26 protein-coding genes and 1 pseudogene are annotated in these 23,193 nt (G+C 64.8%); 17 read left to right on the plus strand and 10 right to left on the minus strand.

The genetic code is table 11. From position 1 onward, the window contains the following. Nucleotides 1-26: 26 nt before the first annotated feature. The 4 genes from ACTWPB_RS04140 to ACTWPB_RS04155 all read right to left on the minus strand — a co-directional run bounded on the left by ACTWPB_RS04140 (nucleotide 27) and on the right by ACTWPB_RS04155 (nucleotide 6,239). The gene (locus ACTWPB_RS04140) at nucleotides 27-680 is read right to left on the minus strand and encodes a Uma2 family endonuclease (protein ID WP_446224390.1); all 654 of its coding nucleotides are present in this window, start codon (nucleotides 678-680) and stop codon (nucleotides 27-29) included. A gap of 157 nt (nucleotides 681-837) precedes the next feature. Further along, on the minus strand, nucleotides 838-2,412 hold the full coding sequence (locus ACTWPB_RS04145; RefSeq protein ID WP_446224391.1) for a protein kinase domain-containing protein: 1,575 nt from the start codon (nucleotides 2,410-2,412) through the stop codon (nucleotides 838-840). An 85-nt stretch (nucleotides 2,413-2,497) separates the two neighbouring features. Continuing rightward, nucleotides 2,498-4,330 (minus strand): sensor histidine kinase, encoded by a 1,833-nt coding sequence (locus ACTWPB_RS04150; protein ID WP_446224392.1) that lies wholly within the window; start codon nucleotides 4,328-4,330, stop codon nucleotides 2,498-2,500. Between the two features lie 349 nt (nucleotides 4,331-4,679). Then, nucleotides 4,680-6,239, minus strand: a complete 1,560-nt coding sequence (locus ACTWPB_RS04155) for an alpha/beta hydrolase (protein ID WP_446224393.1) — start codon at nucleotides 6,237-6,239, stop codon at nucleotides 4,680-4,682. 361 nt (nucleotides 6,240-6,600) lie between these two features. Here ACTWPB_RS04155 and ACTWPB_RS04160 point away from each other — a divergent pair, with 361 nt between their 5' ends. The 12 genes from ACTWPB_RS04160 to ACTWPB_RS04215 all read left to right on the plus strand — a co-directional run bounded on the left by ACTWPB_RS04160 (nucleotide 6,601) and on the right by ACTWPB_RS04215 (nucleotide 13,811). Further along, nucleotides 6,601-7,332, plus strand: a complete 732-nt coding sequence (locus tag ACTWPB_RS04160; RefSeq protein ID WP_446224394.1) for a YoaK family protein — start codon at nucleotides 6,601-6,603, stop codon at nucleotides 7,330-7,332. Between the two features lie 269 nt (nucleotides 7,333-7,601). Further along, nucleotides 7,602-8,000, plus strand: coding sequence for a 30S ribosomal protein S8 (rpsH, locus tag ACTWPB_RS04165; RefSeq protein ID WP_056818383.1), 399 nt, complete (start codon nucleotides 7,602-7,604; stop codon nucleotides 7,998-8,000). Between the two features lie 15 nt (nucleotides 8,001-8,015). Beyond that, on the plus strand, nucleotides 8,016-8,555 hold the full coding sequence (rplF, locus tag ACTWPB_RS04170; RefSeq protein ID WP_446224395.1) for a 50S ribosomal protein L6: 540 nt from the start codon (nucleotides 8,016-8,018) through the stop codon (nucleotides 8,553-8,555). 2 nt (nucleotides 8,556-8,557) lie between these two features. Beyond that, nucleotides 8,558-8,965: a 50S ribosomal protein L18 gene (gene rplR / locus ACTWPB_RS04175; RefSeq protein ID WP_266296784.1), complete on the plus strand. Its 408-nt coding sequence runs from the start codon at nucleotides 8,558-8,560 to the stop codon at nucleotides 8,963-8,965. Between the two features lie 31 nt (nucleotides 8,966-8,996). Then, on the plus strand, nucleotides 8,997-9,656 hold the full coding sequence (rpsE, locus tag ACTWPB_RS04180) for a 30S ribosomal protein S5 (protein WP_446224396.1): 660 nt from the start codon (nucleotides 8,997-8,999) through the stop codon (nucleotides 9,654-9,656). Nucleotide 9,657: 1 nt separating this feature from the next. After that, nucleotides 9,658-9,837 (plus strand): 50S ribosomal protein L30, encoded by a 180-nt coding sequence (gene rpmD, locus ACTWPB_RS04185; RefSeq protein ID WP_071931163.1) that lies wholly within the window; start codon nucleotides 9,658-9,660, stop codon nucleotides 9,835-9,837. A 2-nt stretch (nucleotides 9,838-9,839) separates the two neighbouring features. After that, nucleotides 9,840-10,283: a 50S ribosomal protein L15 gene (gene rplO, locus ACTWPB_RS04190; protein ID WP_056818375.1), complete on the plus strand. Its 444-nt coding sequence runs from the start codon at nucleotides 9,840-9,842 to the stop codon at nucleotides 10,281-10,283. A 155-nt stretch (nucleotides 10,284-10,438) separates the two neighbouring features. Further along, nucleotides 10,439-11,761: a preprotein translocase subunit SecY gene (gene secY, locus ACTWPB_RS04195; protein ID WP_446224397.1), complete on the plus strand. Its 1,323-nt coding sequence runs from the start codon at nucleotides 10,439-10,441 to the stop codon at nucleotides 11,759-11,761. Continuing rightward, a complete protein-coding gene (locus ACTWPB_RS04200) occupies nucleotides 11,758-12,303 on the plus strand; it encodes an adenylate kinase (RefSeq protein WP_446224398.1) in 546 nt (181 codons plus the stop codon). The genes secY and ACTWPB_RS04200 overlap by 4 nt, the downstream gene beginning before the upstream one ends. Before the next feature lie 59 nt (nucleotides 12,304-12,362). Beyond that, a complete protein-coding gene (map, locus tag ACTWPB_RS04205) occupies nucleotides 12,363-13,160 on the plus strand; it encodes a type I methionyl aminopeptidase (protein WP_446224399.1) in 798 nt (265 codons plus the stop codon). A gap of 91 nt (nucleotides 13,161-13,251) precedes the next feature. Then, nucleotides 13,252-13,470: a ribbon-helix-helix protein, CopG family gene (locus ACTWPB_RS04210; RefSeq protein WP_446224400.1), complete on the plus strand. Its 219-nt coding sequence runs from the start codon at nucleotides 13,252-13,254 to the stop codon at nucleotides 13,468-13,470. Next, nucleotides 13,467-13,811: a type II toxin-antitoxin system PemK/MazF family toxin gene (locus ACTWPB_RS04215; RefSeq protein WP_446226228.1), complete on the plus strand. Its 345-nt coding sequence runs from the start codon at nucleotides 13,467-13,469 to the stop codon at nucleotides 13,809-13,811. Before ACTWPB_RS04210 ends, ACTWPB_RS04215 begins: the two co-directional genes overlap by 4 nt. Before the next feature lie 5 nt (nucleotides 13,812-13,816). Here the strand turns inward: ACTWPB_RS04215 and dtd are convergent, their stop codons facing one another. Further along, a complete protein-coding gene (gene dtd, locus ACTWPB_RS04220; RefSeq protein ID WP_446224401.1) occupies nucleotides 13,817-14,260 on the minus strand; it encodes a D-aminoacyl-tRNA deacylase in 444 nt (147 codons plus the stop codon). Between the two features lie 149 nt (nucleotides 14,261-14,409). On the opposite strand from dtd, the gene ACTWPB_RS04225 reads away from it, so the two are divergent. From ACTWPB_RS04225 to ACTWPB_RS04245, 5 genes and pseudogenes are all read left to right on the plus strand, one after another. Beyond that, a complete protein-coding gene (locus tag ACTWPB_RS04225) occupies nucleotides 14,410-14,622 on the plus strand; it encodes a hypothetical protein (RefSeq protein ID WP_446224402.1) in 213 nt (70 codons plus the stop codon). 155 nt (nucleotides 14,623-14,777) lie between these two features. Next, complete coding sequence (locus ACTWPB_RS04230) at nucleotides 14,778-15,041, plus strand: hypothetical protein (protein WP_446224403.1); 264 nt, start codon at nucleotides 14,778-14,780, stop codon at nucleotides 15,039-15,041. Beyond that, entirely contained in the window at nucleotides 15,032-16,018 is a 987-nt protein-coding gene (locus ACTWPB_RS04235; protein ID WP_446224404.1) for a DUF7373 family lipoprotein, read from the plus strand. Before ACTWPB_RS04230 ends, ACTWPB_RS04235 begins: the two co-directional genes overlap by 10 nt. A gap of 110 nt (nucleotides 16,019-16,128) precedes the next feature. Next, nucleotides 16,129-17,274, plus strand: a pseudogene (locus tag ACTWPB_RS04240) (IS3 family transposase). 302 nt (nucleotides 17,275-17,576) lie between these two features. Next, a complete protein-coding gene (locus ACTWPB_RS04245; RefSeq protein ID WP_446224405.1) occupies nucleotides 17,577-18,176 on the plus strand; it encodes a hypothetical protein in 600 nt (199 codons plus the stop codon). 1 nt (nucleotide 18,177) lies between these two features. Here the strand turns inward: ACTWPB_RS04245 and ACTWPB_RS04250 are convergent, their stop codons facing one another. The 5 genes from ACTWPB_RS04250 to ACTWPB_RS04270 all read right to left on the minus strand — a co-directional run bounded on the left by ACTWPB_RS04250 (nucleotide 18,178) and on the right by ACTWPB_RS04270 (nucleotide 23,180). Beyond that, nucleotides 18,178-19,677: a hypothetical protein gene (locus ACTWPB_RS04250; protein WP_446224406.1), complete on the minus strand. Its 1,500-nt coding sequence runs from the start codon at nucleotides 19,675-19,677 to the stop codon at nucleotides 18,178-18,180. Between the two features lie 167 nt (nucleotides 19,678-19,844). Beyond that, nucleotides 19,845-20,351 carry a YbaB/EbfC family nucleoid-associated protein gene (locus ACTWPB_RS04255; RefSeq protein ID WP_446224407.1) on the minus strand — a complete coding sequence of 169 codons (507 nt, stop codon included), beginning with the start codon at nucleotides 20,349-20,351 and terminating at the stop codon, nucleotides 19,845-19,847. A gap of 4 nt (nucleotides 20,352-20,355) precedes the next feature. Next, complete coding sequence (locus tag ACTWPB_RS04260; protein WP_446224408.1) at nucleotides 20,356-20,658, minus strand: hypothetical protein; 303 nt, start codon at nucleotides 20,656-20,658, stop codon at nucleotides 20,356-20,358. Between the two features lie 57 nt (nucleotides 20,659-20,715). Further along, nucleotides 20,716-22,242, minus strand: coding sequence for a hypothetical protein (locus tag ACTWPB_RS04265; protein WP_446224409.1), 1,527 nt, complete (start codon nucleotides 22,240-22,242; stop codon nucleotides 20,716-20,718). Nucleotides 22,243-22,307: 65 nt separating this feature from the next. Beyond that, nucleotides 22,308-23,180: a hypothetical protein gene (locus tag ACTWPB_RS04270; RefSeq protein WP_446224410.1), complete on the minus strand. Its 873-nt coding sequence runs from the start codon at nucleotides 23,178-23,180 to the stop codon at nucleotides 22,308-22,310. Nucleotides 23,181-23,193: the final 13 nt, after the last annotated feature.

Here is a 23,193-nt window from a genome sequence, read left to right on the forward strand (position 1 = left end):
CGTTCGGCGCTGCTCGCCAACGGTGGTCAGAGCGACAAGTCGGACCACGGGATGGTGATCGGGAACGGGAAGTCGATGGTGATTTCGGAGGAGTCGGCGGGCGACCAAGTGCCGGCCAGGAGGTAGTTGGCTTTGTGGAGCGGTGATACGCCCGCCGGCAAGACCCCGGTTCCGGATGCCAGGCCGTATGCCTGCACATACGCGATCTCGCTGCGCCGCGGATGTAGGGTCACTTCCCAGTACCACGGAATGCCCGCAGCCGCGTATCTGGCTCTTTTGGCTTCCATTTCGGCCGCAGTGTTCGACGGGGAGAGAACCTCGCCGACCAGGAGCGCATCGTCGGCGCGAACGTGGGCGTACGCCTTGTCCAGGCATCGATGGATCATGAAATCCGGAGTCACGAAATCGGATTTGCCATGCTGGCCGAAGAAGACGTTCGTCTCGGTACGAACTCGCCAGCACTCTCCGTGCGCGTTGTCCATCGCGCGCTCGGCGTCTCGGCGGAGAGTACTCCACAGCAGGTTGCTGGCTTCCTGATGTTCTCCTGGCCCGCGCCGCGTCCAGACCACGCGTCCGTCCCACAACTCGATCTGCCCGGCGACTTCGGCGGGTAGCTGTTCGAGTTCCTCCCACGTCATGAATTCAGGCAGGTCGGGGCGCTGGTGATGCGCGTTCTTCATGGCTCGATGATAGTCCGGTGCCATTGCGCCCACGCCTCGTCGCGCAGGGCCGCCACTGCCGCGTAGGTCTCCCAGGTGTCGGGGGCGTGATAGATGGTCTCGTAGCGCGCGATCTCGGGGATGTATTCGTACGATCTGCTCTGCCTGTTCAGCTGAGTCAGTTCTCGACCCGCAGGTGTGTGAGTACCGCGAGGACGCGGCGGTGGTCGTCGGGCTCCGGCTGTAGACCGAGTTTGACGAAGATGCTGCGCACGTGGGTTTCGATGGTGCGCTCGCCGAGGAACAGGGCGGCGCCGATCGCGCGGTTGGAGCGCCCTTCGGCCATGAGCCGCAGCACTTCTCGCTCCCGGGGGGAGAGCTCGTCGAGCGGGAGGGCGCCGTGGTGGGGCCGCGAGACCAAGCGGCCGACCAGGTCGGGATCGATCGCCGAGCCGCCCGCGGCGACCCGCTGCAGGGCCGTCACGAACTCGTCGATATCGGAGACCCGGTCTTTGAGCAGGTAGCCGAGGCTGCGCGCGCCGCCCGAGAGCAGGTCGAGAACGCTCTCGGTTTCGATGTACTGCGATAGCAGCAGCACCGCCGTATCGGGAAAGTCGCGGCGGATGGCCACGGCGGCATCGATGCCCTCGGTGGTGCAGGTCGGTGGCATCCGGATGTCGACGACCGCGACATCGGGGCGGTGCGCGCGGACCAGGCTCAACAGTGCCGCGGCATCACTCGCCTGCCCCGCCACCTCCATTCCCTCGTCCTCCAGCAGTCGGGCGATTCCCTGGCGCAGCAGCGCTGAGTCATCGGCGAGCACCACGCGCAAACCGGATGCGGTTGCCCCGTCGGGCGCCTGGGTGTGGCGGATCGTCTCCTGTTCGGCGGTGGCGTCGGCTCCCGCAGTGAGTGCCGCTCGAGCGGCGGCCGCGAACGTGGCGCAGTCCGGATAGCGGTCGCCAGGAAGCTTGGCCATCGCCTGGGCGATGACCGCGTCGAAGGCCCTCGGCAGGGTGGGCACCAGTGCACTCGGCCGCGGAATCGGCGCGTTGAGGTGGCCGTTGAGAATGGCCGCTTGACTCGGTCCTGGATAGGGCGGGCTGCCGGTGAGCAGATGAAACAGGGTGCAGCCCAGCGAGTATTGATCTGCCCGATGATCGATGGTTCGTCCTTCGATCTGTTCAGGGGCCGCGTAGCGGATGGTGGCGACCATCATCCCGGCCGTGGTGAGGTGCACGGTGTCGTCGAGCGCTTTGGCGATGCCGAAATCCGTCAGCAGCACCCGTTCGGGCTCGCCCGGTTGACGGGGTGCGGCCAGCAGGATGTTCGACGGATTGACATCGCGGTGGTACACACCTGCCCGATGCGCGTAGTCCAGGCCCGCCGCGACCGTTTCGATAATGCGCACCGCCCGCTCCGGCGCGACCGGCCCCTCCCGTACCAGGCGCGCCGCATCGGTCCCCGGCACCAACTGCATCGCGATCCAGAGGCGGTCGCCCTCGCGGCCACGGTCGTAGACCGCCACGATGGCGGGGTGCTCCAGCCGGGCGGCGTGGTCGGCTTCGAATTCGAATCGCGTACGGACGTAGTCGTCTCCGGTGAGCGCGGGATGCAGGACCTTGAGCGCGACGGTGCGTGGCAGTGTGGGGTGCCGAGCCGCGTAGACGCAGCCCATGCCGCCCGCACCGAGCACCCGCTCGATGGTGTAGCCCGCGAACACTGTCCCTGGTTCCAGGTCGGACCCGCTCATGCGCCACCCCCTGGTCGCGCGTTTCGCGAGTGCTCATCGAACACCCGCTGCGTGTCCGCCATCAGCGACGACGACCAGGTGGCGGTCATGACCTGTCCTCCGGGCGAAGTGGAAGGGTGGTGGTGAGCACCGTGCCCGCACCGGGCGGGCTGTCCACCCGTAGGCGTCCACCGAGCGCCGCGGCTCGATCGCCCAAGCCACTGAGTCCGCCGCCCGGTCCGATGTGGGCTCCGCCGCGGCCGTCGTCGGCGATCACGAGCCGCACGGCCCCGTCGACGATGTCGGCCTGGATATCGACATGCGTACCGCCGGAATGCTTTGCCGCGTTGGTGACGGCCTCGGCGGCGATGAAGTACGCGGCCAGCTCCACTCCGGCCGGTGGCCTCGGGACGAGCGCGCCGTGGATCCGCACGGCGATCGGGGCGCGTTCGGCGAGCGAGGTCAGCGCGGCCGTCAGGCCACGTTCGGCGAGGATCGGCGGGAACACGCCCCGTGCCAGCTCGCGGAGCTCGCTGAGCGCGGTGTCGAGTTCGGCGGCGCCGAGCGTCACCAGATCGCCTCGTGTTTCGGTGTCCACGGTGCGCTGCGCCCTGCGCAGCAGGAGCGCCGCCGCGACCAGGCGTTGTTGGGCGCCGTCGTGCAGATCGCGTTCGACTCGGCGGCGCTCGGCATCGCCCGCCGCCACGATGCGTTCGCGCGAGCGGCGCACTTCGGCGAGCTGAGCGGCCAGATCGTTGCGCAGGCGTTCGTGGCCGAGGGCGAGCTCGGTCGCACCGCGCACGGCAGCCAGCAGCTCGGGTTCGGTTTGCAACTGTTTGTCGTAGACAAGGGCGGCCGCCGCGGCGCCGTCCAGCTCGAGGATCGTCGCCACCCGGTGCCCGGTGCCCTGCGGCAGTTTCCGGAGTGCCCCGTTGTCGTCGACGTAGCCGCCGCGTTCGGCATCGAAGCTCCACAGCTCCAGAGTGGGGTCGTGCAGTGCGCGGCGCAGCGCCTCCACGAAGCCCGAGTTGATCGGGGTTGCCCCGATCTCGACCATCGCGTCGCCGACCGCCGCGCGCGCCATTCGATAGCGCACCTGCCCGTACGCGATGGCCATGGGCAGCAGCACAATCGGGATATAGCGCAGGTCCAGCGTCCAGCTGTGCAGTGAACCCGGGGACAGAACCGCGGTCGACAAGATCCACAGGATGATCAGCCCGGCGATCGTCGCGAAGACCAGAACCGGTGCGAACCCTGACCGGTAGGCCGCGGTCCCCGACCGCCAGCGGGTGATCACGATCGTGATGAGCACAACGCCGATGAGGAACGCGAGCGCTCCGACGGTGAGCTGGATGCGATCGGCCAGGACTGGATCGTGCCGGATGAGCAACAGATTCACCGAGGTCGACCGGTGCGGCGCGGGCACCAGCCGCGGATCGAAGAACATCCACTCGGCCGACACCCCGAACACGGCCAGCGCCCAGCACGCCCGCACACACCAGCGTTCCCACGAGCGGTTCAGGCGTCCCGACGGGAAACCGAGCAGCACCGGAATCATCACCGGCAGATAGATATTCGTGAGAACCGCGCCCGCGGTGAACAGCACCGGGTCGCTCGACCGGCGAACACCGCAGGCCAGCCACACCAGGCCGGCGAGCACGAACAGCGGTCCGGCCAGGTCGCGCGGCCGGTTCGTCCAGGTGAACAACCCCGACGCGACGAACGATGCCCCGGCCAGCAGGAACAGGACGAGCTCCACCCGCCCGAACACCGGCGAATGCTGAGCCGCCGAGAACGCCTCGCGCGGGCCGAGCAGCAGGATCCGGGCCGGGTCGTAGAGGGCGGCCTCCGACCAGTCGACCGACAACACCACGGCGACGCTCAACGCGGCGGCACATGCCGTCACCCCACCGATGAGCGCGATCGTACGAGGTGTCATCGAACAGCCTCCAACTACCGACCTACTCAGGATCCTCTGCGGGAAACCGGTGCACAACCGCCTGCGGAATCCGTGCTGTGTTGTCACGAGGTTGGGTGAAATGTTTGCGTTTCACTGCTGACGCGGGTGCCGATGTGTTCTCTTGGCGCATGAAGAAGTTCGCCACAGTCGCTGTACTTTCCGTCGCGCTCCTCGGGACGCCCGCGGTTGCATCCGCCGCCCCCAGCTCCGGTTCCGGGTCCGGGGGTGGGTCGGGGTCGTCGGAGACGGAGTTGATCTGTTCGCCGATCGCGCAGTTGTTGTTCGCCACGGGCAGCGTGGAGAAGCCGCCGCTCTACGATCTGCCTGCTCAGCTGAACGGAGAGCGGTCGATTCCGCAGCTGACGCCTGCGGGCGGGAGTTGGGCGGTGAACAGGTAGTCGCGTTTGAGGTGTTCGGCGCAGGTGCTCTGGACGTACATGGAGCTGTGGCCCGCGCCTTCGATAACGACTACCTGGGCCCGGTTCAGCTGGGCCGCACCGGCTTTGGCGCCGCTCAACGGAGTGGCCGGGTCGTAGCGGCTGTTGAGGACGAGGATCGGGGCGGCGGTTTCGCGGTTCCACGGGCCGGTATAGCGGTCCCGGTCCTCGGCCTGCCAGAAAGCGCAGGGGGTGGCGTTGAAGACGGCGGTTCGGCCGAAGTACCGGGAGTGGAGGTCTTCAGCGGCGGCCGCTCGGCTGTAGACGGCGGGATCCGTGGGCACGGTGCTGTCGGAGCATTGGATTGTGTAGAAGGCCTCGACGCGGTTGGCCGGGTGGTTCTCGGCGAAGAGGGCGTCGGGGACGCGGGCGGGGAGCACCGTTGCCGCGTCGAAGAGGCTTTGGAGAAGAATCGCCAGGTCAGGATAAGTGTCAGGGCGCGAGAGGCTGCCCGCGGCGCTCACTACCTGGGAGAAGGTCCACGGGGTGCCGTCCACCGTGATCGGCTCCAGGCGCGCTCGTTCGGCCAGCGCGATCCACTTGAGTTTCGGGTCGCCCGTGGCGAACGCACAGCGTGGACCCGCGGCGGAGCAGTCGCGCAGGAACGTGTCGAAGGTTTCGGCGATGCCAGCCGCTACGCCCTGGCGGGTGTCGAGGGGCAGATTCAGGCCATCGGTGCCGTGGCCGTTCACATTGCCCTCGAAGTCGAGGGAACCGTCGAACGCCATCGCGCGGACCCGGCCGGGGAACATGTTGGCGTAGACCGCGCCGACCTGGGTGCCGTAGGAGATGCCGTGGTAGGTCAGGGTCTGATCGCCGACCGCGCGGCGCAAGAGGTCCAGGTCGCGAGCGGTGTTCGCGGTGGACGCGTGGTGCAGGATCGGGCCCGCGTTCCCGGCGCAGCGGGCGGCGATATCGGCGGAGGCGGCGAAGAACGCGGGCTCGTCGCGCGGATCGGTGGGGGTGCCGGGGAAGGAACCGAGGTAGGCCGCCTGCTCGGCGGCACCGGCGAAGCACTGTGTGCCCGCGCTGCGCGAGACCGCGCGCGGATCCCAGGAGACGAGGTCGAACCGGGCACGCAGTTCGCCGGAGAACAGCCACGGCCAGCGGGCCCGCTCGCGGAGCCGGTCCACGCCGGACGGGCCGGGCCCACCGAAATTGACGAACAACGTTCCGATACGCCGTGCGGGATCGGATGCGGGCAATTTGATGACCGCCAGCTCGATCTGCGCGGCCTGCGGGCTGTTGTAGTCCAGCGGCACCTGAGCCAGCGCGCACTCGAATCCGTCCGCGCAACCCTCCCACCCCAGCGTCGGGGTGGCCGCCGCGTCGGCGAGCCGGTCGACGTAGGGATCGGCCGAAGCGCGCGCAGGCGTGGCGAGCGCGCCGATCCCGAGCAGTACGGCGAGCAGGTAGACCGACCCCCGGCGGCGTGCACGGTGGGAAGACAACGGCCGAGCCTCCTGCGTAGATCCGACGAACCTCGCGAAGCTACCACACTCGTGAGCAGCGCTCACGAACGCAAAGTGGTTGGTATCGAACACAATTCGATCGATGGTGCGGATCGGAGGCCATCCTGCGGCGGCATCGCCCCCGGTCTTTGCGCGGCTGTTCCCGGAATCTATTTCGAATTCCCGGTTACCGCGGTATTGCCGGCACCTCATAATCCTGTGTCTTTCCCGAGAATGTGATCTGCATGCTGGTCCGAAAATTGATCAGTGGCTACTGTCGAGATCGTTGCACGACAATGCAGCGTGCAGATGGGCGTCAGTGTCGATCCCTTGCCGGAGTGAATGCAGAGGATGTGAAATTGTGACCCTGACAACAGAAGGCAAGCCTCGTGACGTGGCCCACCGGGCGCCGCTACGGGGGATTCCCGCGGGCGCGATGTCGATGGTGGCATTTCTTTCGATATTGGCTGGATTTATCGGTGCCGCCGCATATACGCATTCCGCCGGATATTTCGTGACATTCATGACCGGTAATACCGAGCGTGCCGTTCTCGGCTGGTTCGACAATGATCAGCTACTGGCCACCGGGGCTATCACGCTGCTTTTCTCGTTCGGGCTCGGTGTGTTCGTGGCCTCGATGCTCCGGCGGCGGCTGTGGCGCAGCGGCCACTACGGCGCGACCGTGGTGACCACCGTGGCGCTCGCCGTGGCCGCGGTCGTCGACTACTTCCTCGACCGCACCGGCGGGCAGGAGGTGGGGTTCGTCCCGATCGCGTTCGTCGCCTTCGCGGTGGGCGCGCTCAACACCGCGTTCGTCAAGAACGGCGAGACCAGCGTGCCGCTCAGCTATGCCACCGGAACGGTCGTGAAGCTGAGTCAGGGCATCGAAAGCCATGTCAGCGGGGGTAGCGTGCGCGATTGGCTCGGCTACGGCCTGCAGTACGCGGCCTTCGCTGTCGGCGCCCTGCTCGGTGGGTTGATGAGCATGGTGGTGGGTGGTGAGATGATGTTGATCGTCGCCACGGGTGTCTCGGCGTCGGCGATCCTGATCACCTACAAGACGGGCACGAAGGCGGATCACACCGCCGCGTGACGGATATCGCCCCGGTCCGGCGCCCCCGGGTTTGGTCCTGACCACGGCATTGCCTACACTAGAGCGGTTGCCTGGGCAGATCTGTGTCCGCTGCGCGCTTCGGCGCGGGTGGGACCGTGCCAGGCGCCGAGAGCTCGCAAGAGAACTCATCCGGTCGGTAAGTGCCGACCGGACCAGCCGAATTGTTGTAGGCCCACGGTCACCCTGCGCGCGAGCGTGCGGGAGATGTTGCATGGGAACCGCAGCGAGAAAGGTGTCGAGGTCTAACCATGACCATGACTGATCCGATCGCAGACTTCTTGACGCGTCTGCGCAACGCCAACTCGGCGTACCACGATCAGGTGAAGGCGCCCCACTCGAAGATCAAGGTGAACATCGCCGAGATCCTCAAGCGTGAGGGCTACATCGCCGATTACCGCACCGAAGACGCGACCGTTGGCAAGGCCATCGTCGTCGATCTGAAGTACGGCCCCAGCCGTGAGCGCAGCCTGCAGGGCCTGCGTCGCGTCTCGAAGCCGGGTCTGCGTGTGTACGCGAAGTCCACCAATCTGCCCAAGGTCCTCGGCGGCCTCGGCGTGGCGATCATTTCCACGTCGACCGGTCTGCTCACCGACCGTCAGGCGGCCAAGCAGGGCGTCGGGGGCGAAGTCCTCGCCTACGTCTGGTAAGGGAGGTCAGGACTAATGTCGCGTATTGGTAAGAAGCCCATCGAGATTCCGGCCGGCGTCGACGTCAACATCGACGGCCAGGTTGTCACGGTCAAGGGGCCAAAGGGTTCCCTGTCGCACACCGTGGCCGAGCCCATCACCGTCACCAAGGGTGAAGGTAATGAGCTCGAGGTTGCTCGTCCCAACGACGAGCGCGCGAACCGTTCGCTGCACGGCCTTTCCCGCACCCTGATCGCCAACATGATCGAGGGTGTCACCAAGGGCTACGAGAAGAAGATGGAAATCTTCGGCGTCGGTTACCGCGTTCAGGCCAAGGGCTCGAACCTCGAGTTCGCCCTCGGTTACAGCCACCCGGTGCCGATCACGGCTCCGGCAGGCATCACCTTCGCGGTGGAATCGCCCACCAAGTTCTCGGTGTCCGGCATCGACAAGCAGGCGGTCGGTCAGATCTCCGCTGTCATCCACGGACTGCGTAAGCCCGACCCGTACAAGGGCAAGGGCATCCGCTACGCCGGCGAGGTCGTTCGCCGCAAGGTCGGAAAGACGGGTAAGTGATCATGGCGCAAACTGCTAACCAGAAGGCGAAGCGGATTCCGCTGGGCAAGGACGCTTCCACGAAGCGTCGCCTGTCGAAGACCCGCCGTCACTTCCGTCTTCGTAAGAAGGTCGAAGGCACCACCGAGCGTCCGCGCCTGGTGGTCAACCGCTCCGCGCGCCACCTGCACGCTCAGCTGATCGACGACTCGGTGGGCAAGACCATTGCCGCCGCTTCCTCGATCGAGGCCGACGTGCGTGCGCTCGAAGGTGACAAGTCCGCCAAGGGCGCGAAGGTCGGTCAGCTGATCGCCGAGCGTGCCAAGGCTGCCGGTATCGAGGCGGTCGTGTTCGACCGTGGTGGTCACGACTACCACGGCCGTATCGCGGCGCTGGCCGATGCCGCTCGCGAAGGCGGGCTGAAGTTCTGATGACCATTATTTCCAACGGAAGGAACGTCTGATGCCGGGACGTCAGCGGCGCGACGGCGGCAGCGGACCCGCCGGACCCAACAGCAACAGCAACCCCAACGCCGGAGGCCCTGAGGGCAACCGTCGTGGCGGTGGCGATCGTCGCGGTGGCGGCGACCGTCGTGACAACGCAGCCGAGAAGAACCAGCTCGAGCGCGTCGTCGCGATCAACCGTGTTTCCAAGGTCGTGAAGGGTGGTCGTCGCTTCAGCTTCACCGCCCTCGTGATCGTCGGTGACGGCAACGGTCTGGTCGGCGTCGGCTACGGCAAGGCCAAGGAAGTTCCCGCGGCCATCCAGAAGGGTGTCGAGGAGGCTCGTAAGAGCTTCTTCCGCGTCCCGATGATCGGCTCGACCATCGTCCACCCGGTTCAGGGTGAGGCGGCGGCCGGTGTGGTCATGCTGCGTCCGGCTTCGCCCGGTACCGGTGTGATCGCCGGTGGTGCGTGCCGTGCCGTGCTCGAATGTGCCGGTATCCACGACATTCTGTCGAAGTCGCTCGGTAGCGACAACGCGATCAACGTCGTTCACGCGACGGTCGCCGCGCTCAAGATGCTCCAGCGTCCCGAAGAGGTTGCCGCACGTCGCGGTCTGCCGATCGAGGATGTCGCTCCGGCGGGCATGCTGCGTGCGCGTGCGGGACAGGGAGCCTGACATGGCCGATCTCAAGGTAACTCAGATCAAGAGCACGATCGGTGCCAAGGCGAACCAGCGCGATAGCCTGCGGACCCTCGGCCTGCGGAAGATCCGCCAGTCGGTGGTTCGTGAGGACAACGCTCAGAACCGCGGTCTGATCAACGTCGTGCGCCACCTCGTAACAGTTGAGGAGGTCTAGACATGACCATCAAATTGCACCACCTGCGTCCCGCCCCTGGCTCCAAGACCGAGAAGACCCGTGTGGGTCGCGGTGAAGGTTCCAAGGGTAAGACCGCCGGTCGCGGTACCAAGGGCACCAAGGCACGCAAGAACGTCCCCGCGGCGTTCGAGGGTGGCCAGATGCCGCTGCACATGCGTCTGCCGAAGCTTCGCGGCTTCACCAACCGCTTCCGGGTCGAGTACCAGGTTGTCAACGTTGGCCGCATCGCTGAGCTGTTCCCGCAGGGCGGCACCATCGGTAAGGCCGAGCTCGTCGAGGCCGGTGCCGTTCGCAAGAACGAGCTGGTCAAGGTTCTCGGCGACGGCGAGATCGGTGTCGCCATCCAGGTGACCGCCGACAAGGTGACCGGCTCCGCCAAGGAGAAGATCACCGCAGCCGGTGGCACTGTCACCGAACTGGCCTGACGGTACTCTGAATAGCAGTCGACACCGGACGAGTGGCAAACTCGTCCGGTGTCACTGTTAGAGTTCAGTCGTTGGCTGCCAAACCCTGTCATGGGCTGACGTTTCCGTAAAACCGATGTCGCATGGCATGACCATGTCGTTCGCCAGGAGGATTTGTGCTTTCCGCCTTCGTATCGGCCTTCCGGACTCCGGACTTACGGCGGAAGATTCTCTTCACGCTGGGGTTGATCGCGCTGTACCGGTTGGGTGCCGCGCTGCCGTCCCCCGGCGTCGACTACCAAAACGTCCAGGAGTGCGTGAAGCTGGTCTCCGGCGGTGAATCCGCCGGTATCTACCAGCTCATCAACCTCTTCTCCGGTGGCGCGCTGCTGCAGCTGTCGGTGTTCGCGATCGGCATCATGCCGTACATCACCGCGAGCATCATCATCCAGCTGCTGACCGTCGTCATCCCGCGGTTCGAGGAACTGCGCAAGGAAGGCCAATCCGGCCAGACCAAGATGACGCAGTACACCAGGTACCTGTCGGTCGCCTTGGCGGTCCTGCAGGCCACCGGTCTCGTCGCGCTCGCCTCGCGCGGTCAGCTGCTGCAGGGCTGCAACGAGCCGATCCTCGCCGATACCAGCATTTTCGGCATGATCATCATCGTGCTGGTGATGACCGCCGGTGCCTGCCTGGTCATGTGGTTCGGCGAGCAGATCACCGAGCGCGGTGTCGGTAACGGCATGTCGCTGCTCATCTTCGCCGGTATCTCCGCGCGTATCCCGCTCGACGGCAAGGCCATTCTGGACACCCGCGGTGGCCTGGTCTTCGGCCTGGTGTGCGCTGCGGTGCTGGCGATCATCGTCGCGGTGATCTTCGTCGAGCAGGGTCAGCGCCGGATTCCGGTGCAATACGCCAAGCGCGTCGTCGGCCGCAAGATGTACGGCGGTTCGTCCACCTACCTGCCGCTGAAGGTCAACCAGGCCGGTGTCATCCCGGTGATCTTCGCGTCCTCGCTGCTCTATCTGCCCAACCTGGTCGCGCAGCTCACCTCCTCGAGTACCACCACGGATCCGAGTTGGTGGCAGGAGATCATCCAGAAGTATCTGGTCGACCCGACCAACCCGGTCTACATCGCCATCTACTTCGGTTTGATCGTGTTCTTCACTTACTTCTACGTCGCGATCACCTTCAACCCGGAGGAACGCGCCGACGAGATGAAGAAGTTCGGTGGCTTCATCCCTGGCTATCGCCCTGGTAAGCCGACCGCCGACTACCTGAATTATGTGCTGAGCCGCATCACCCTGCCTGGCTCGATCTACCTCGGTGCGGTCACCGTGCTTCCGAGCTTGTTCCTCGGCGCGGGCAGTACGGGCCAGTCGGCGAACATGGCCTTCGGCGGTGCCGCGGTGCTCATCATGGTCAGCGTGGGTCTCGACACGGTCAAGCAGATCGAGAGCCAGCTGATGAATCGAAATTACGAAGGGTTCCTCAAGTGAGAGTTGTTCTGCTCGGTCCGCCGGGTGCCGGCAAAGGTACTCAGGCCGTCCTGCTGTCAGAGAAGCTGGGCGTTCCGCACATCTCCACCGGAGACCTCTTCCGCGCGAATATCAGCCAGCAGACCGCCCTCGGTCGCGAGGCACAGAAGTACATGGACGCGGGCGACCTCGTCCCCAGCGATGTCACCAATCGCATGGTCGAGGCCCGCGTCGGCGAGCCCGACGCCGCGAACGGTTTCGTGCTCGACGGTTACCCGCGCACGGTCGACCAGGCCGACGCGCTGAAGAAGATCCTCGAGCACAACGGCACCACGCTCGACGCCGTGCTGTGCTTCGTGGTCGCCGAGGACACCGTGGTCGAGCGCATGCTCTCCCGTGGGCGCGCCGACGACACCGAGGACGTCATCCGCAACCGGCTGCGGGTCTACCGTGAGGAGACCGAGCCGCTGCTCGAGTACTACGACGGTCTGGTCGTGACTGTCGACGGCATCGGCGAGGTCGATGAAGTCAACGCGCGGGCGCTTAAGGCGCTCGGTCAGTAGCTCTTCACCTCCCCACGCGAGCGGGGATGAGCCCCAGCGGATCGGAGTACTGAGGCCGGATGGTCTTCAACCGTAAGAAGAAGGTCGTGCCGTTTCGTTCGGCGGGCGAGCTGGATGCCATGCAGGCAGCCGGCGCGATCGTCGGTGCGACGCTGGTCGCCGTTCGCGCGGCGGCCAAGCCCGGTGTTTCGACGCTGGAGCTCGACGAGGTCGCCGAAGCGACGATCCGCGACGCGGGCGCTGTCCCGTCGTTCAAGGGTTATCACGGCTTCCCCGGCTCGATCTGTTCTTCGGTCAACGACCGTGTGGTCCACGGGATCCCCTCGGCGAGTGACATTCTCACCGAGGGCGATCTCGTGTCCATCGACTGCGGCGCCATCCTCGACGGCTGGCACGGCGACTCGGCGTGGACGTTCGGTATCGGCAACATCATCGAGGCCGATCACCTGCTGAGCGAGGCGACCAGGCTCTCGATGGAGACCGGCATCGCGGCGATGCTGCCGGGCAACCGGCTCACCGACGTCTCCCATGCCATCGAGCTGGGCACTCGCGCGGCCGAGCAGGCGCATGGCCGCAAGTACGGCATCGTCGACGGTTACGGTGGCCACGCCATCGGCCGCGAGATGCACATGGATCCGTTCCTGCCCAACGAAGGCGCGCCCGGTAAGGGCCCGCGCCTGGTGGTCGGGTCGGTGTTGGCGATCGAGCCGATGCTGACGCTCGGCACCACCGACACCAAGACTCTCGATGATGACTGGACCGTGGTCACCACCGACGGGACGCGCGCGGCGCATTGGGAGCACAGCGTCGCTGTCACCGAGGACGGGCCACGCATCCTCACCCTGCGCCCCGAGTAATTCACCGACGAGTTCTCGCGATGGTCATCGACCTGGCGAGAAGCCCTCAGGTCAGTGCCACTTTAGTTCCTACCCTGGTAGCATTATCGGTATGAAGCTGAGCGTGAGCCTTTCAGAGGAAGATCTGCAGGTGCTCGACCAGGAAGTCTGCCGGTCGGGGCTGCCCGGGCGTTCGGCGGCTATCCAGCGGGCGATCGCGTTGCTGCGCGCCCGCGCGCTCGAAGATGCCTACGAGTCCGCGTGGGAAGAGTGGGATACGGCAAGCGAGGAAGCGGCGTGGTCGGAAACGCTCGCTGACGGCCTTTCCTGATGCGCCGCGGCGACATCGTGCTCGTTGATTTCGAACCGGTTCGTGGCAACGAGGTCAACAAGGTTCGTCCTGCAGTGATCGTCAGCAATGACGGCGCGAATCGGCGGGCGGACCAATTGCGGCGTGGCGTGATCACGGTGGTGCCCGTCACCAGCAATGTCGATCAGGTGTTCCCGTTTCAGGTTCTGCTCGACGACGTCGGATTACGCGTGAAGTCGAAAGCACAGGCAGAGCAGGTCCGATCGGTGTCGGTCGATCGGGTCGGCCGAGTAGTCGGGCGGTTGACCGCCGCACTCGCCACGGATCTCGATCGCGCGCTTCGGCTACACCTGGATCTCTGAGTCGGTCAGCCTTCGAGCAGGACTGTCACCGGGCCGTCGTTGGTGAGATCGATCTGCATGTGGGCGCCGAATTTCCCGGTGGCGACGGTGGCGCCCAATTCTCGGAGTGTTTCGGCAAAGGTGTCGACCAGGGGTTCGGCGAGGGAGCCTGGGGCGGCGGCGTTCCAGGAGGGGCGGCGGCCCTTGGCGGTGTTGGCGTAGAGGGTGAACTGGCTGACCACCAGGATCGGGGCGTCCAGGTCGGCGGCGGAGCGCTCACCGTCGAGGATGCGCAGCCGATAGGCCTTGTCGGCCAACGCTTTCGCGATGGCTTCGGTGTCGGTATGCGTGGCGCCGACGAGGGCGAGCAGGCCGTGGGGGACACCTGCCGCCGCCGGGTCGATGCGCCCGACGACCTGATCGTCGACGCTCACCTGGGCGCTGGTCACACGCTGTAGTAGTACTCGCACAGCCACCGATCATGCCGGGTGCGTGCGCTCAGCGGCATTCCGGGGCGTCTCATTCCCGCGTCAGCGGCATGAGATATTCAGATTGAGTAGTGTAATACCCTGTGGTGCAGAAATTTACGTGGCGCCGCGGGTGGGATAGCTTGGCATTCATGACGGAAGATCAAGTGCAGCAACGTAAGAATCTATTCATGGGGGGTATTGCCGCACTGGGGGGCGTTGGCCTTTTCATTCTCTTGTTCTCGGTGTTCGGCGTGGAGCCGAGCGGATTCACCGGTGCGGTCACCACGGGCCTGCTGGTCACCGCGGCAGGCTGTTTCGCTAGCGCGGCCAGGATCAAGCGGGACGCGCGGCGCAACTCTTGAGTTTCGAGGCCGCTGCGTCCCGGTGGGTCCGCAGCGGCCATCGTCTTCAGGATCAATTAGCTAGGGCTGCAGCAGATTCCAGAATGTGGATGTCCGGTGGGCGTCCGGCGCTGGTCTGCGGTATGTTCGCGCTAGCCTGCCTTGAAGGCGGGTAGGTGGCGCTGCCGACCGTGCGAAGGTCGGCGCCAGCAGATGGGGAACAGCGGGGAATGCGCAGTACTGCAATACTTTCGGGGATCATTGCCGCGGCGATGCTGGTGGTGGCTGGATGTTCGACCGATCCCGCGGAGGATGCGTCACCACCTGAACCTGTTGTCGATCTCGCGAAGCTGGATGTCGGTCCGTATCCCAAGATCGCACAGCAGATCACTACGACGCCGTCGTGGGCGTTGGCTCGGTATCTGGAGGCATGCGGCTGAGTTCTGTGCTGCCGTTGCCGGTGGAGGTCGATCCGATGTTCGTCGTGCCGCAAACTGGCAGCCGGGCCTTTCCTCAGCCGCAGGAGAACCTGGCCAAGCGGTTCGGAGACACGTTCGAGGAGGACGCGAAAGGCTTGGTGGTCGGCTTCACTACGTGGGGCAGGTCGCACAAGGATTTAGCCGTCTCGCAAGAACTCTTCATCCAGGCGATGGTGTTCGAATCCGTCAGTGCGGCACAGTCGGCCGCCGCAACGCTCCATCGACGGGGCCACGGCCCTGACGTTGTCGTAGAGGCGATCAAGTCGGCATGCCATCACGACGCACTGATGTTGTGGCGCGACGACGATCAGCGTGTCACCGCGTGGATGGCGACGGGGCGATTCGTCATCAAGGTGAGCTCGTTCAGTCGCGAGAACGAGGAACTGAAGATCTCGGATCGAGCGGCAGTGCTCCCGATGGCTGACAAGGCACTCACGGTCACAGCCGAGAGACTCGCCGCTCACACGCCGACGCCCTTGGATCGATTGCAGTCGATACCGGTGGACCCCGACAAGATGTTCGCTCGTACCCTTCCGATCGGACGCGAAAGTGGCACCGGTCCAGCATTTCCCAGTGTTCGGGACGCGCACGGGGCCCTGCACGGAACGATCGATTTGATCGACACCCGCAGAATGAACGAGGCGGCCGGAGTTGACCGCGTGTCCGAGGACAAGAGCACCGTTTACCGCACCAAGGACGCGGCGAGCGCGCGATGGTTCCTCGCTGAAGCCGGTCACGACAAGTTCCTGCGGAGGATCGAGGACCCGGTGGGGCTCGCCGCAGCGGATTGCTATGAGAGCCTCAGGCCGAATACGGGCTCTCGGTACTTCTGCGGCGTGAGCTATGACCGCTACGCCGCAGTTGTGTCATCGGACCAGATCACTGATGTGCAGCAAGCGATTTCGGCCCAGTATGCGATCTTGGTCAGCGTCGGATGAGCGGCATGCGTAAGCGAATTGCGGGATGCTGTGTAGGGGACTGCCCCGGGTTTGGTTGACTCCTACCCTGAGGAGTCCAGCGAGTCTCCTCCGTGAGAGGATGAACCACCGTGCCCAAGGCTTACCCCGACGAATTCCGTCGTGACGTCATCGCTGTGGCCCGCAAGGGCCAAGCACCGCTGAAGCAAATCGCGAAGGATTTCGGCATCTCGGAAAGCTGCCTCGCGGGCTGGCTCAAGAAGGCCGACGTCGCCGACGGCAACCGGCCAGGATTGACCACAGCCGAGACCGAAGAGCTCCGTGAACTGCGTAAACGAACCAAACTGCTCGAACAAGAAAACGAGATCCTGCGACGAGCGGCCGCGTTCTTCGCCAGGGAGCTGCCCCCAAAATGACCTATCCGCTGGTCCTTGATCTAGCCGCTGACCGCATCCCGGTCGCGGTGACCTGCCTGGTATTGGGATTCTCGAAACAAGCTTTCTACAAATGGGTGAAAGACCCGGTGTCCCAACGCGATTGGGATGACACCCATTTGATCAACGCCGCGCTCGATATCCACGCCGATGATCCCGAGTTCGGGTACCGGTTCATCGCCGACGAGCTCGCTGACCTCGGTTTCGAAGCCCGGCGAAAACCGTGTCCAACGCCTGTGCTCGCTGCAAGGGATCTACAGCGCTTTCGCCCGTCGACGCGCCATGGTCACCCGGCCGGGTCCGCCGGTCCACGACGACCTGGACCAGCGGGATTTCACCGCCTCTGGCCCCAACCAGCTATGGCTAACCGACATCTCCGAACACCGCACCGACCAGGGCAAGCTCTACATTTGTGCAGTCAAGGACGTGTGGTCCAACCGCATCGTCGGCTACAGCATCGACGACCGAATGACCGCCGAACTCGCGTGTTCAGCGCTGCGCAACGCGATCGGGCTACGGTCACCGACCGCCACGATCGTACATTCGGACAGAGGCAGCCAATTTCGTTCCAGAAAGTTCGTGCATCTGTTGTCACACAACGGATTACGCGGCTCGATGGGCAGGGTAGCCGCATGCGCGGACAACTCGGCGATGGAATCATGGTTCGCGCTGCTACAACACAATGTGTTAGACCGAAAACGTTGGGCGACAAAGGAAGAACTCCGCCTGGCGATGGTGTCGTGGATCGAGCGGACCTACCATCGGCGGCGCCGTCAGCGTGGCCTGTCACGACTGACTCCGGTCGAGTATGAGATTCTGAACCAGGCCCCACTCGCGGCCTGAACCACTACAACCCGCGAGTCAACTCATTCCGGGGCAGTCCCGTCCCCGCTGTTGTCATGGCCGGGCATCTCTATGAGCCGCCACCCCGGCCCAGTGTTATCAATCCACGATTGCCGCGAGCCATCGATGATGTGATCGCGATCGCGATGGCCAAAGACCCCGCGCATCGGTTCAACAGTTGCCGCGAATTGAGCGACGCGACACATCAGGCACTGATGACCGGCGTAGGCCCCGCCGCCGCGTCGACTCCTGGCCCCGTTGTCCCGGTTCGCGCTCAGCGCGTCCGACGACGAGGTAGGCGGGTGCTAATCGTTGCGATGGTTGTCGGTGCCTTGGCTGTCGGCACGAGTGTGCTGGCGCTTCGGCCGAGCGGTGGGGAACCGGCCTCGGTGGCTGTGAGCACCACGCCACCGGTAGCCACGGGACCGGTATCCGCCGCGCAGGTCCGCGCCGACAATCCGCAGTTCGCGGGCAAGTCGATCGGGATCATCGATATCACCGCGGGCGAACGCGCGAATCCCAGCGCGGCCACCGTGTTGTCGACCGCGATCCACCTGACGCGAACACCGCTGCCCGCGCTGCTCGAGTCGATCGGGTTCGTGTACTACAGCGGATTCGCCCGTGTCGGGGACGAGGTGTCACCGCGCGTTCTCGACAATATGGGCAGGTATGACACGCTCGGCAAGAACTACGCGGCCGACTATGTGCTGGTAATCCGCAGTGATCCGGGCTCTGGAGCTGGTTCGCTGCTCGGGCTCGATGACAAGATCACCTCTGTATCCGCGAAGGTCATTGTGGTCGACGACTCAAAAGCAGTTGTCGCGCTGCGCAATTACGTGGCAGGGTCGGATCAGCAGGCGCTGGAGTCGCTGGTACCCATCCTGCGCCGCCACATCACCTGAGTCAGCTCTTACCGAAGAACAGGATATTCGGACCGAAGTCGGTGAGCGGAGCCTTCTCGGCGGCTTGGCGGATGCCCGCGCCGGGGAGTTCGGTGAACTTCGCGAACATCTCGGCATTGCCGAACGCGGCCCTGACCTGGGTTTCGGAAGCGTAGTCGGCGCCGTAGTCGGCCAGGGTGGCGAAATCTAGTGGGGCAAGTGGTGTTTCGAGCGGTGCCTGACCCGCGGGACGGCCGAGGGCGGCGTACTGAGTGGCGATGCCGTTGTCGTAGAGGCATAGTTCGTAGGAGATGTTCTCGATGGTGGCGACGGTGAGGACCGGCCACTTCGCGGAAAGGGCAACCGCGAGCGGATGTTTGCCGAGCGTGCCGATCTCCCAGTTGAGGCTTTTCACCGAAATCCAACTGCCCGAGGCCTTTTCGATCAGCACAACGTCGGCGCCGAGGTCGGTGTCGAGGTTGGTCTTGGGTTCTTTGACACCCCAGTGCTTGTCGTGGACCCCGGCGAACCGTCCGGCTTCCACCGGTTCGACGCCGTCGCCGGCGTAGGCGGCGACGATCGCCGCGCGCACCTGAGCGAGTCCATCGGGTGCCGAGCAGCGCACAGCGATCGCGCCGTACGTCGCGGAGATCTCCACCGGGCGCGACGGCGGCTCCGGCATCGCCCCTGCCGCAAGAGGTTTCAGTCCGACGAGCGCCAGCCGCCAGTTGATCTCGTCGATCGTGGCCAGGTCACCACCCGACTGGTAGAGAATCTGCTGCTGGGTCAGCCGCCCCGCGCGCTCGAGGGTCTGCGCACCCAACTTCACCAGCGCCTGCCTGGCCTTGACCGTGAGATCGAGTTCCTCGACCCGGGTTTCGCGCAGTTTCGCGGTACTCGCGGTGGTGGTGATCTCCGAATACAGTGTGCGATAGCTGGCGATGGCCTGTTTGCGCGAACGCCCGACCATCATGGTCCGCAGCAGCGTGCTCAAGCTGGCCAGGTACTTGCCCGGCTGTTCGTGATCGCGCGCGTACATCGCCGCCCGGATCCGCACCGCCGACTCACTCGCCGCGACCGCCGCGTCGTGGTCCAGGCGCATCAACCACACACCGCACTTGGACAACCCGTCGGCACACATGGCCGACACGTCCGGGTAGTCTTGGGCGACTTGCCGATACGCCGAACACGCGCTGCGGATGGTGTTGGTGGCGAGCTGACGATGCCCGACCAGTCGCGTCGCCTGCTCGAACAACCGCAGCGCGTCTTGCAACGCGCCCGCGTACTCGTAGGAGACGTACCCGCCCACCAGCCAGTGCAGCCGGATCGCCACCGATTCCTGCGCGGGCTCCAGCGCCTCCGCCGTGCGGTCGCGCCCCGACGGGTCGTCCCTGGTGGCCAGTAGTGCCTGTGCCAGCTCGGTCAACGACGTGGCCAAGCGCAGGTAGTCGTCGGCGTGCTGGCTTCGGGTGTTGGCACGGTTGGCCGCTACGCGCCGTTCGAGGCCGCTCAGGTCGGTCATGAGCAGTTCCATCGCGACGTCAATTCGGCCCCATCATCGTTTGTGCGTGGCCTTTCGCGGCCGTTGTGCAGTCGGTCAAGTCTGTCACAGATCGGTGACGTCCGCCGGGGCGATCATGCCCGCCGCTCACACTCGTTTGGTGCTGTCTCGATGGTCGGCGATGGTCCTCACCATCGAGTGTCGGCGTTGACTTGGCCTGACTGAAGATCCTCGAGTTGCTCAACATCATCGAATTCCATTGTGGGCTCATCTGTTCGAGCTCGCTCAGGTGCGTTCGGTGGGGTGATCGAGGCAGTGACCGGTTGGGGGAGCGAGCCCGTTAGATCGGGCAAACCCTCGATGAGGTCCGACATTTTGGGCATCCGGTCGCGACGTTGCTGGATCGGTGCCATCAGCTCGGCATTCTTCTTGCCGAGCTCTGCCGTGGCAGTCTGCGCTGCCTCCGTGACGGCCTTGCCGATCTCGGAGGGCGTGTAATCGTCGAGGTCCAGGTCGAGTTGGGTTTCGATGACCACACCATCGCCGTTGACCGTCACGGATACACGTTTACGAAGTGCGGTTCCCGTGGCCACGAGCTCGGCCCGACGCTGCTGGATATCGGCGATCACCGCCATTTGCTGCTGGAATTCGTCGATGGCCGTCGCGAGCTCGGCCTTGTTGTGCTCGTTTGCCATCGTCTCAGAACGCGCCGGCGCTGGTTTGGTCGGTGTTGGTCAGCTTCTTACCGGATTGCTGCTGGCCGTCAGCATTGTTCGCCGCTGACTGGGCAAGTGAGGCCGACAGCTTCCCCAGATTGGTCTCAGCGGCGGTGTAGGCCTTGTCGAAGTCGCGGCCGTAGATATCCGTGCCCCACGGCTTGCCCTTGCCATTGGTCGAACCCATGAGCGAATTGACGATGCCGATGATGCTCGTGTTGATCGCGTCTGCCTTGGCTGATGCCTGACGCAGCAGTTCCGGACTGACCTCGACTTGGTCGGCCATATCGACTCCCCTCCCGAAAAGTATGTTCAGCCAGCGTAATTCGTTGACGCAGTCGCGTCAACGTCGAGTGCGTTCCTGATATCTCTGGCTGAACCCGGCTGCGTAGACGGTAGGTGCAACCGAGGAAGAAGCGGTTTCGACGATGCCGTCGTCGGCGATGTAGTAGATCGCTCGTCCGATCATGATCTGGCCTGGCTCGGTCGGGCAGTAGACCATCCAACCGTTGTCGATGCGTGAAGCGGTCAGCTTGTCCAGTGGGTAACCGGTGGTATCGGTACCCTGCAATTGAATGTGTCTGCGTACCTGATCGATCGCATCGATCCTGTTCAATGGTGGTGCGACGACGTCTGCGCGCAGCCCTGCCAAGGTGAGTTGGTTGAGTGCGCCGTCTATATCGTGGGTTTCTGGGGTGAACACCGCGGCGAGCGTCTCCCAGGTGACGACGCCCGCTTCGGTGGCGAGTACCAGTGTCTCGACCGTGGTGATCGTGTCTTCGGATGGCGGATGGCCATTGGCTGTCTCCATCGCGGCGGTGATGACTCCCACTGTGGTTTCGGTAGTCCACACGCCCGGTACTGTCTCAGTGAGCGCGGGGCCGTCCGGTGATTCGCCGCGGAACCATGCCTGCTGATCCCACCAGTAACAAAAGCTCAGCTGGCCGGTACCCGCTCGCGGATTCAAGATTGCGTCGGTCACCCAATCGGGAGCGCCCGCGTAGAGGCTGGGGAGTGGTGCACCGCCGTTGTACGCCGCGTCCAGGGCGGGTGCGTTCCATACCCCTCCCGAAATCAACGCTCGGTCACCGGGCAGCAGATAGAGCGTGCTTCCGCTGAGGTTGCGATTCTCGAACCAGGCGAGCGAGGGAAGGATTCGAGGTCCTCGCTCGACCTGTAGCGCCACCATCGCCGCCGCGACGGTGGCCCACCGCGCCCACAGGAGAGGTAAGGGAGGGAATGCGTCACCTCCGGGTCGCGGTCGGACGTTGTGTTCGCGGTCGAACCGGACCTGCTCGGCCGCGACGCGCGGCGAGCGTGTGAGGCGACCGTTGTGGCCGATATAGGCAGCCAACCAGACCGGAAGGCTGGGGCGCGGGTACTGCGCTAGGTCGGCGGCATAGGACTCGGGCGGGAAGAGTTGACCTTCGGGAAAGGGCACGTCGCCGTAGTCGTATTCGGTCTCGACTACACCCTCGTTTGTGAGGCTGAGTCCCATTCGCCACCAGGGCCCCTCGGGCATCTGCGCTGCGATCTCACGTTGTTGCTGAACTAGCTCGAGCACTGCCTCCGACGGCTCGACCCGTACCGCATTGGTTCCGGCCGAATATGCCACGTGCCAACTCTTCATGGCGACTGTCCACGCGAAAACCGCGTCGACGCGTTCCCACCCCGCCGGTGCCGTTGCAGCCAACTCGTGCGCGATTTGCTGAGATAGCTCGCGGGCTCGCGCGATCAACTCATCTGCGTCTGCTGCGGAGGGGTTCTCGACGAAGGAAAATCCGACATCTGGGTTACCACCGGCCTGGTCGAACGCATCTTTGAACGCTTTCATGAACTCGGCGTCCGGGTTGTTCGGTGTGCTGTTCATGCGGCCTCCCCATGCCCAACCGGGGCCGATCGTGTGCCCGGCCATTCCCGTTCGACCTTACACATTCAGTGGTGTGAGGTCGGGTCGTCCGGTGGTGCGGGAGTGATCCGGCCACCGTTGTCGATGTGTAGGGCAAGTTCGGTGTGTGCGTTCTCCAACCGCGCGGTGAACCCGGCTGTGGTCGGTGCGAGGTCGAGTCGGAGCTGTTCGGGGTCGACTCCGGCGCCGATGAGGTAGTAGCGGACGAGCTTTTCGGCGGTGGTTCGGGAGATGCCGGTGGGGTGGGGTTCGTGCGGGTCGAAGTCGCGAGCACCGGTGAAGCCGAGTCGTTTTCGTTCGAGGTCGGCCCGGTATTGGGGGTTGGAGAGTTGGGTGCGGCGGCGTTGACGCCAGTAGAGTTCTGGTTTGGCCCAGCCGAAGAAGTAGGCGTCGCTGTCGACTCTGAGGAGGCCGTGGAAGCCATCGATCTTGCCTACGTAGTTCATCGAGATCCAGGCCCTGTGACCGTATTCGGGCTTGAAACTGACAGTGACACTGACGCCGACCTCTCGTTGTTTCCGAACGGTGACGACTATCTGTGGCGGCATCTGGCGGAATCGTTCGGTGAACGCGGCGGGGTTCTCGATGGGGATGTCGGTTTGGAATTGCCTGGTGACGTGGTAGGCGCGTCCGTTGTCGGCGTGGTGCCATCGGTCGAATCCTTCGCCGACGAGTTGCCCGGCGGTCCACTGCTCGCGAGGGTTGCCGGTGGGGTGTAGTCCCGCTCCTTCGAGCAGGGCGGTCAGCTCGAGGGTGCGCCGTCGCCCGCGGGTGCTGATTTCGTCGGCTTGTCGTCTGGTCAGAGGGCAGATGCTGGATACCCATCCGCCGCGGTATCCGGTCTCGGGATCGGCAGGGATGAAGTCGTTGGCTTGGGGGATGAACCATAGAGAACGCACGGGTGGCTCCTTT

It is taken from the genome of Nocardia sp. IBHARD005, assembly GCF_052814245.1.